8 protein-coding genes are annotated in these 8,883 nt (G+C 62.9%); 2 read left to right on the top strand and 6 right to left on the bottom strand.

The features are described 5' to 3' along the window. The first annotated feature begins 122 nt into the window (after nucleotides 1–122). Nucleotides 123–491, top strand: a complete 369-nt coding sequence (locus QM600_RS03470) for an Rv2175c family DNA-binding protein (protein WP_094275107.1) — start codon at nucleotides 123–125, stop codon at nucleotides 489–491. Here QM600_RS03470 and QM600_RS03465 read toward each other — a convergent pair. The 4 genes from QM600_RS03465 to QM600_RS03450 all read right to left on the bottom strand — a co-directional run bounded on the left by QM600_RS03465 (nucleotide 460) and on the right by QM600_RS03450 (nucleotide 5,855). Beyond that, nucleotides 460–1,467, bottom strand: coding sequence for a phytoene/squalene synthase family protein (locus QM600_RS03465; RefSeq protein WP_283260084.1), 1,008 nt, complete (start codon nucleotides 1,465–1,467; stop codon nucleotides 460–462). The two genes, QM600_RS03470 and QM600_RS03465, sit on opposite strands and share 32 nt — an antisense overlap. Then, complete coding sequence (locus tag QM600_RS03460; protein ID WP_283260083.1) at nucleotides 1,464–3,050, bottom strand: alpha-(1->6)-mannopyranosyltransferase A; 1,587 nt, start codon at nucleotides 3,048–3,050, stop codon at nucleotides 1,464–1,466. The genes QM600_RS03465 and QM600_RS03460 overlap by 4 nt, the downstream gene beginning before the upstream one ends. 79 nt (nucleotides 3,051–3,129) lie before the next feature. Next, nucleotides 3,130–4,716: a phytoene desaturase family protein gene (gene crtI, locus QM600_RS03455; RefSeq protein WP_283260094.1), complete on the bottom strand. Its 1,587-nt coding sequence runs from the start codon at nucleotides 4,714–4,716 to the stop codon at nucleotides 3,130–3,132. Then, nucleotides 4,716–5,855 (bottom strand): polyprenyl synthetase family protein, encoded by a 1,140-nt coding sequence (locus QM600_RS03450; protein ID WP_283260082.1) that lies wholly within the window; start codon nucleotides 5,853–5,855, stop codon nucleotides 4,716–4,718. Before QM600_RS03450 ends, crtI begins: the two co-directional genes overlap by 1 nt. A gap of 173 nt (nucleotides 5,856–6,028) precedes the next feature. Between QM600_RS03450 and QM600_RS03445 the strand changes: the two genes are divergently transcribed. Beyond that, nucleotides 6,029–7,018: a methylenetetrahydrofolate reductase gene (locus QM600_RS03445; protein ID WP_283260081.1), complete on the top strand. Its 990-nt coding sequence runs from the start codon at nucleotides 6,029–6,031 to the stop codon at nucleotides 7,016–7,018. Nucleotides 7,019–7,020: 2 nt separating this feature from the next. Here the strand turns inward: QM600_RS03445 and QM600_RS03440 are convergent, their stop codons facing one another. Next, nucleotides 7,021–8,172, bottom strand: a complete 1,152-nt coding sequence (locus QM600_RS03440) for a glycosyltransferase family 2 protein (RefSeq protein ID WP_283260080.1) — start codon at nucleotides 8,170–8,172, stop codon at nucleotides 7,021–7,023. Nucleotides 8,173–8,227: 55 nt separating this feature from the next. After that, the gene (locus QM600_RS03435) at nucleotides 8,228–8,842 is read right to left on the bottom strand and encodes an LppM family (lipo)protein (protein WP_283260093.1); all 615 of its coding nucleotides are present in this window, start codon (nucleotides 8,840–8,842) and stop codon (nucleotides 8,228–8,230) included. Nucleotides 8,843–8,883: the final 41 nt, after the last annotated feature.

Genomic DNA, 8,883 nt, shown 5'->3' with positions numbered 1-8,883 from the left:
GTGTGTCGGACTCAGCGAATACCCCGCATCGTGTCCATCGTAGCCAGCGCCACCGACGCAAAGTTGCCACCACGTGCTGGGCGGTAGGTCGTGCCTTCACCGGACCCGATAAACTTCACGCGGTGAGCGCCTTTCCTTATTGTGACGATGTCCTGGATTCTTCGGTTTCCCTGTTTCAGCTGGCAGATGTAGCGAAGAATCTCGGGTTGCCGTTGAGCAAGGTGCACCAGTTGCTTCGCGATCGCAAGATCATCGCAATCAAGCGCCGCAGTGTCCTGAGCGTCCCCGAGGTGTTCTTCGACGAGGACGGTCAGATCGTGAAGTGGCTCCCGGGCCTCCTGGCTGTTCTGCACGACGGCGGCTACACCGACAAGGAGACCCTGCGCTGGCTGTTCAAGGCTGACGAATCGCTGCCGGGCCGGCCTGTCGACGCTTTGCATGGTGACCTGGCCCGCGAGGTCATTCGTCGCGCACAGGCAATGGCCTTCTGACGGCGGACCGCAACAACGCCGGAACGGCGACCCGCACGCGGGTCCTGGTGGGAACGGTCACTCGCCGATCAAGGATCTGAAAGTCGGCCGATTCCACCTGGTCGAGAATCGCGCCGTAGAGCACGTACGCGGTACGGATCGACGGCTGTACCCGCGGATCCAGCATCTCGATACCGCATTCTGCCTGGCGATACTGAGCACGGGTGACAGCGATGAAATGCGCCAGCGCGCGTGCGACGCGGGCGTCGGTTACACCGGTTCGGCGTCCGTGTTCGAGAAGTTCGACGTCGACGCCGAAAGGTGCCCACTCGTCGAGCGGAAGGTAGAGACGCCCGCGATCGAGGTCTTCGCCGACGTCGCGGATGAAATTGGTCAGCTGAAACGCTTCACCGAGCTTCGATGCCGGCGTGACGGCATCCTCGACGGGGACGCCGACGCCGAGGATCGGGAGGAGTTGCAGCCCGATCACGACAGCGGATCCGTACATGTACTCGTTCAGTTCGTTCATGGTCCGGTAGACCGGACGAAACTCCGGGGTGCCGGGCGCATCCATGCGCATCGAGCGGAAGAACGCATGGAAGTAGTCCACCGGAATGTCGAAGTGCTTGACCGTGTGGGCAAATGCGGGCAGCACCTTGGTCAACTCAGTGGGTAGGGCAGCGCCGATAGGGTCGGACCCCGACGCGCCGATAGGGTCGGACCCCGACGCGCCGACACAAGCGGACTCTGAGAGTTGGGCAAACGTGGCTCTTTCGACGTCGCCAAGCCTGATACTCAGATCAGCGGCGGCACCCGGCTCGACTACGTCCACCAAGTCGTCGACACCGCGAGCAAAGGCGTAGAGCGCGTGCACGGCTCGTCGGCGCGCCGACGGGAGCAGGCGGGCCGCCATGTAGTAGGTCCGACCGTTTTCTGCGGTCACTCGTTCGCAGAACGCAAATGATTCCGACAGTGCTTCTGGAGCAATCGAACTCATGGCTTGATCGAAACCACTTCAGCAGGTTCTTCGTCCGGCGTGCGTCCGCGTAAACGTAGTGGATCTTCGGTTCGAAGCGACATGGCCGCGACTACCGATGCAAACGTCGCCAGTGCGACGTGGGGGAACGAGTACATGCCGATCGAACCGTCGGGCTGGAAAACCAGCATCAGCCAACTGGAGAGCCCAACCAGGATGGCGAGGGTGGTCGGCGAAAGCGCGAAGCCCGCGGCGACGGCCAACGGCCACGAGTAATACCAGGGGAGTGCTGCGGGGGAGAGGATCACGATTGCGACCATGACGATGACAATGCCCATCACTGCATCGCGTTCGGTTTTGCGGTACCGCCACCACACCGCCGCGATGATTGCGACCAGCACCACTGCTGACACGGTTCGGGTAACCGCGAGTATGTCGTTGAAGTGGTTTCCGGTGAACCAGGATGTCGCGAGGGTGGAGAGGTGGGCGAAGATCGTCGGCAACGACAGCCAGTTGATGATCTTGTTGGAACCCGACAGCGCGGTCGTCCAGCCGAGTCCGACACCGGCGATCAACGAGGTGGAGCCGAGAACGGCGACAAATATTGCAAAGCCCGTACCGGCAGTCTTCACGAAGGAACGGATCGGTGACATCGGTTCGCGGCCTTCGGCCGCAGCGTCCTCGCGTTCGTGAATCATCCAGATCCAGACGATGAACGGCAGCGCGACGCCCGCGGTTGCCTTGATCGCGACAGCTACCGCGATCAGACCGATTCCGAACATGTGCCGACGTTCGAGAGCGAGGGCAATGCCGGCGGCCATGAGTCCGACCATCAGCATTTCGTTGTGCACGCCGCCGATGAGGTGAATCAGGACCAGCGGATTGAGTACAGCGAGCCACAGCGCAATCGCGGTGTTTCCGCCGAGTTTCTTGGCCAGATGGGGGACCGCCCACATCATCAGCGCAAGGCCCGGCAGCATCGTGATTCGCAGCAGCATCGTGCCTGCGATGACGTTTTCGCCGGTAAGTCGAACAATGGCGTCGGTCAGGAGGAGGTGAACCGGACCGTACGGAGTGGTGGTTGTTGTCCACACGTTGGACACGTTGTCGAGCAGAATTCCGGGATTGACCACCGGACCCACGGAGTATGGGTCGAAACCGTCACGAAGCAATGCACCTTGGGCGAGATACGAGAACGCGTCTCGGCTGAACATGGGAACCGAGAAAAGCAGCGGAAACGTCCAGAGCGGCACAATGTATCGAAGCCCGCGGAGCGTGACGTCGCCGCGCAGAGTGGAGCGACCCAGTCGCGCCCAGGCACCGATCATGCACAGCACGCCGATCCAGACGATCGCCGCGGACAGGATCGATCCGTGCCCGAATCGGAGCCAGGACAGATGCATCGATTCCAGCAGCGGGTCCTGTCGCCGAACGCTACCTGCGCCGAATCCACCGAACGTGATCATCGTGGCACCGACAAAACCGAGAAGTGCGCTGTGTCCTTCGGGAGTCCGAAGGAAGTCGGCGGCCCTTCGTTGCCACGATGGTGTGGTGGCTGCTACGTGCGGACCGGCTTCGCCGGACAGAGCGGCAGAGGACGTCATGGGTACAGCTTCCTCCCCCGAGGTGTTCGGTTGCGGTTCGTGTGAATTTCTGGCGAATGGTCGGTTACGAGGGGCTAGTTTAGTTGCTCCCGAGACCAAGTACGGCCTCGCCTCGATTGCGCGCGCCGGTGATGCGTTCGGCGGCCAGTCGCCCGGAGAGAAGGACCGTCGGCACACCCACCCCCGGTACCGTTCCGGAACCGGCCAGGACGACGTTGTCGAAGCCCGGTTCGAGGTTCTTTCGACGAAACGGTCCGGTCTGGCTGAACATGTGCGCGGCCGCAAACGGACTGCCCGCCGTCATCCCTTTGTCCAACCACGTTTGGGGCGTGTCGACGTGGTCGATGTCGAGTCCGTCGGCCAGCCCGTCGTATCCGCGTTGTTGCAGGTTACCGAGGATTTCGCGGACGTACGGAGTCTCCAGTTTCGACCAGTCGAGCGGTGCGCTGACGAGGTTGGGACACGGTGCGAGAATCGAGAGGGGCTCGCGTGTGCGGCCGTCCCTCATGAACGTCAACCCGGCATCGGTGACCGCTGGTCTGGTGATCAACAGTGACGGATCGCTCATCAAAGTGCCGCGACCGGGTCCGGTTGTAATCTCCGCAAAAGTGCGTTCCCACGCGTCGCCGAAATCGATCGTGTGGTGTCGGCTCGCGGGCCATCGGTCTGCAATCGACGACAAGATTGTGCCGTGAATCACCACCGCAGACGGTGATGTTCGGACCCGGCGGGGCCGTCGACGAGTGTGTGGGCGCAACAGTTGGTCGGTGACGAGGACGTCGGGCGTCAGGACAAGAGCGTCGCAGGAAAGGCGTTCGCCCGAGGTTGTACATACCGCGCTGACACGTCGTCCGGTTGTTTCGAGTCGTTCGACGGGAGTGCCGAGTCGGAGTTGTCCGCCGCTTGTCGTGAAAGCGTCCGCCATCGATGCCGCGATGGAGTGCATGCCCCCTTCGGGGAAGTAGACGCCGAGAGATGTGTCCATGTGCGCGATGGCGCCATAAACTGCCAGCGCGCGTGCCGGTGCGACTCCGGCATAGAGAGCTTGGAAGGTGAAGATCCTTCGGAGTCGCGGATCTCGGATGAACCGGTCCACTTGGCGTCCGAGGGATCCGAAACCGCGGAGTGCGAGAAGCTTGGATAGATCCTTGAGTGCCGCCGACGAGTTCACCAAATCGAGCGGTGAATCGAAGTTTGCATCCATGAAGCGGTCGAATTCGGCGTCGAAAATTTGCGCAAGCCAACGGCGCAGTGACCGGTATCGCCGAGCCTCGTCGGGACCGCAAAGTCTGCTGACCTCGGCCGCCATGGTGTCGGGATCCGAGCTGACGTCCAAGGTAGTGCCGTCTGCGAATCGGGCGTGGTACGCCGGATCAAGTTTGTGGACAACCAGTTTCGGAGTCGTCAAGTCGGAATGTGCGCCGACGGCAGCCAGTGCGTCATCGATCAACTCGGGCATCGTCAGAACGGTTGCGCCGTTGTCGATGGTGTAATCGGGGCCGCGGTACTGGCCGACGCGACCGCCGACGGTGGCGTCGGCTTCGAAGATCGTGACTGCGCGGCCAGAGCCGAGAAGGTGCAGTCCCGCGGACAGTCCGGCGAGTCCGGCGCCGACAATGACCACGTGATCGCTTGGGGCACTTACGGTTCGGATGTGGCTCACGATCAGTACGTTCGCGAGGTGGCCGCGATGGCCATATCGGTGAGCCGGATCTTGGCTTCCGGAGTCGCGCTGCTCGATTCCAGTGCGGAGCCGGCAGATTCGACCAGTGCCGCGATGCGCGCTTCGGCGTCCGCCACAGCCCCGAGATCGGTGATCGCGATACGCAAAGTGTCGACTTCGGAGTCGGTGAGGTCGGTACCGATCCCGTCGCGGAGTAGTTGCGCTGCAGCGGGATCGGTGGCGTCGGCGCGATCGAGTGCCGCAGCGAACATGGTTGTTCGCTTGCCGGTGCGCAAGTCGTCTCCCGACGGTTTGCCGGTGACCGACGGATCCCCGAACATGCCCAGCAGATCGTCGCGAAGTTGGAATGCGATGCCGATGTCGGTGCCGAACTTCCGGTACGCGTCGATCAGTGCGGCGTCAGCACCGTAGAGAGCAGCACCCAGATGCAGCGGACGTTCGATCGTGTACGCGGCAGTTTTGTAGCGGTTCACACGCATGGCTGATTCGACGGTTTCGTCGGCGCGAGCTTCGTTGCTGATATCGAGGAATTGACCGCCGAGAACCTCGGTGCGCATTGCCGACCACACCGGGCTGACGCGCGCCGCAGCATCGGCGTCGATGCCGGATTCACGCATCATGTCGTCGGCCCAGGCCAAGGCCAGGTCGCCGAGCAGGATAGCGACAGCTTCGCCGAAGTGTGCGCCGTCGCCGCTCCAGTTGTTGCCGCGGTGCTGATTCTCGAACTCGACATGCACCGTCGGGAAGCCGCGGCGAGTAGTCGAGGCGTCGATGATGTCGTCGTGGACCAGTGCGCAGGCCTGGACGAGTTCGAGTGCGGTGCAGGCGCGCAGAACGCTCTCGCCGTCCGCTCCCTGTGGATCGCCGCCGGCGCCGAGCCACCCGGTCCAGGCGAAGGCCGGTCGGACGCGCTTTCCGCCCCGCAGCACAAAACTCTCGAGCGCCGCCACGGCTTTCTCGTACCCTCCGCCGATGTTCTCGACCATGTCGCGGCGTGAGGCGAAGAAGTCGCGCAAGCTCTGCTCGAACAGTGCCGGCAACTCGAGGGAGGACGGGAATGCGGCTGTGGCGGCTGAATTCGCTCGGGTGGGGTCGGTTCCAGCAGACAGGATGGCCTCCAAGGTCGGTTACTTCTCACACCTGTGGATCACGGCACGGGGGTGAGCATCGAGTCCAGCTTAGTGGGGGATCCGCCGACGCTCGGTGTGGCCCGTGAACTGCATGATCCTGGCATTCGAGATGCCTGGCTGGGTGCGATGCGCTCTTCCTCGGCAACAAAACATATGCTTACCTCGTGACATTCGATGCAGTCAGGGGACGCTCCAGCGAGGGCTGGGCCAGCCGAACACCATCGATCGTCGATCGGATCACGTCTCACACAGACGGTCGCATTCCGTTCTCGGTCGAGTTTTCACCGCCGCGCGACGCAGAAGCCGAAGCGCGGTTGTGGCGTGCCGTGCGCACGTTCGAGAGGCTCGGTCCGGCGTTTGTCTCCATGACGTACGGTGCCGGCGGTTCGACGCGTGACCGCACTGTTCGGGTTACCGGTGAGCTGGCCGAAGAGACGACGCTGCTGCCCGTTGCGCATTTGACAGCTGTTTCCCACAGCATCGACGAACTTCGATCCATGGTCGGTGCGTATGCAGACCGTGGCATCAGCAACATCTTGGTTTTGCGCGGTGATCCGCCCGGGGACCCACTCGGCGAGTGGAAAAAGCATCCTGACGGTGTCGAGTACGCCGAAGAATTGGTGCGGATGGTCCGCGACCTCGGTGACTTCCACGTCGGTGTGGCGTCGTTCCCCGAAGGGCATTACCGGGCGCCGGATCTGGCCCACGACACGAAGTACCTGGTCGCGAAGTTGCGCGCCGGTGCCGAGTACTCGATTACCCAGATGTTCTTCGACGTCGACGATTACCTGCGTCTGCGTGATCGCGTCAGCGCGTTCGACGCCGAACAGGGCGCAAAGCCGATCATTCCCGAAATCATGCCTGTCACGTCGCTCGGATCTGTGCGGCGCATGCTGGAGCTGTCCGGTTCTTCGTTGCCGCCGGCTCTCGAGCGTAGGTTCGACGCCGCAGCGGGCAATGGCGCTCAGGAGAATCGGGCGGCAGTCCGTGAACTCGGCATCGATCTGGCCACTGAAATGGGCGAACGATTGATCGCTGAAGGCGCGCCGTGCCTGCACTTCATCACGCTCAATTTTGCGCGTGCAACCAGTGAGGTGCTCGAACGACTCGGGCTGACGTCCGAGGCATCGACGGGTACGGCTGCAGCTCGCTAGCGTCAGGGGATCGTTCGGCCTTTCCAGGTAGCCCGGCCGAGACGGTGCCTTCGGCTCGAGTCCACCGCGAGCCCGATTGCGGCTGCAATCGATAGTGGGTGGGCGGCCGCGTCGGCGAAATCGCGGGCGCGAATTGTCCGGCGGGTCTCCATGTTTCGTGATGCAAGTCGCGAGAGGATGCCAGCCGCGTATCCGATTGCCGCGACCGCGCGTACCCGGCCGGTGCCGCAGACGACAGTGACGGCGGGTGCGATCCAGATTCCGGCGGCGGCAAACAGTACTACTGCCGTGGACGTCGGCGAACCGAAGGCGGTCCACAGCCACTTTCCGTAGCCCTCGCGCAGTTCCGTTGCGCTGGAATACATTCGGCAGGATGCGTGCTCACCGGCCAGAGCCACGACGGTGCGTAGGCCGGCCGCGCGCAGTGCCCGCGCAAGATCGAGATCCTCGGTCACGGATGCCGCGACGGCGCGGTGCCCACCGATCTGCCGGTAGTGCGACGCGTCGAAAACGAGGAACTGACCGCACGCAACCGCCATCGACGGCGCCGTGACAGCGTTGGAGGTCAGCGTTGGCAGTGTTGCCGCCCACGACCAGCACAGCAACGGTTGAACGATGCGTTCGGCAGCAGTGACGGCAATTTGCGTGGGCCACGGACTTAGCAACGACGCTCCGCTGCGACGCAGTTCGGTGACGGCCGCAGCCAGAGCATCGGGGCCGAGTCGGACATCGGCGTCGAGGAATATCAGAATGTCGGCATCGGTCGAGTCACTGTGGCGCGCAGCCTGATTGCAGGCGGCGGATTTGCCCAGCCATCCGTCTGGCGGTTCGTGCTCTCCCCGGACAATGGTGAATCGAATATCGCCGGCGGCTGCGGCCTCGGCAAGTGACGCGGTGCGATCGGTGGAACGGTCGTCGTAGATCACGACCCGGAGGTGTGTGATCCCACTTTGCGCGCGGAGATCGTCGATCAAGTCCGGAAGCCGAGTTTCCTCGTTGCGTGCCGGAATAATCGCGGTGACACGTTCGAAGATCGGATCGGGTGACACCCCGGCGAGGGCGGGGGTAGTGATTCGGTTGAGCACGCTGGTGGCAGCGCTGCCGACCGCGAATGCGGAGGCAGCTGTCAGTGCCCATCGGCGGATCGTTCTCACGTGTAAGAGGATGTGGGACTTTTCGGCGGCATTGCAACAGGGGTGCGGTTGCGCATCATCTCGGCCCCATGGTGCGGTTGCGCATCATCCAGGCCATTGCACCGACGATGATTGCGACGCCGAGGGTGAGTCCGGCCATGATGCCGGCCCAGCCTGCAAAACTTCGAGTGCTCGGATCCGCATAGCTCACTTCGGCACGCACAGTGGATACTTCACCGGCGGGCAGAGTCCACGAGACTCGCGAATCGCCGTCGCGATTGCCGTTGGTTGTCGCGATTCGAGCTGGAAATGCGATGCTGAATTGGATATCGGAACCCTGGGCCGGGACGGTCTTCAAATCAGCTTTTCCATCGAGGGCGACGGTGTCACCACTTCGCGTGAGTGTGAGCTGAAACGAACCGGCGCCCTCGTCCGTCATGGAACTCAGTTGCGCGACGTCCCCGAAGCTGAGGTCCGAGAAGAACGCCTGCGAACCGACATAACCGTCCTTCTTGTACTCCTGGACCCGAACTTGTTTCTCGAGCGACGAGGGCGGCGTCAACTGTGGTCCCTTGTCCGTCTCGTTCGCCGGGATGACAGCGGCAACGATCTGGCCGGACACACGGTCGTCGGCGGAGACGCCCATCGACACTTGAACGCGCAGGCAGCCGGCCAGCAAGGGGACCAACATCAGTGCGAGAGCGGCCGACGCAATGAATCGCTTTCGACTTC

This window comes from Rhodococcus sp. IEGM 1379, from assembly GCF_030056815.1.
In the GTDB taxonomy this organism is placed as follows: domain Bacteria; phylum Actinomycetota; class Actinomycetes; order Mycobacteriales; family Mycobacteriaceae; genus Rhodococcus_F.
Note: the sequence above shows the minus strand (reverse complement) of the source record. Positions and strands in the feature narration are given on the sequence as shown.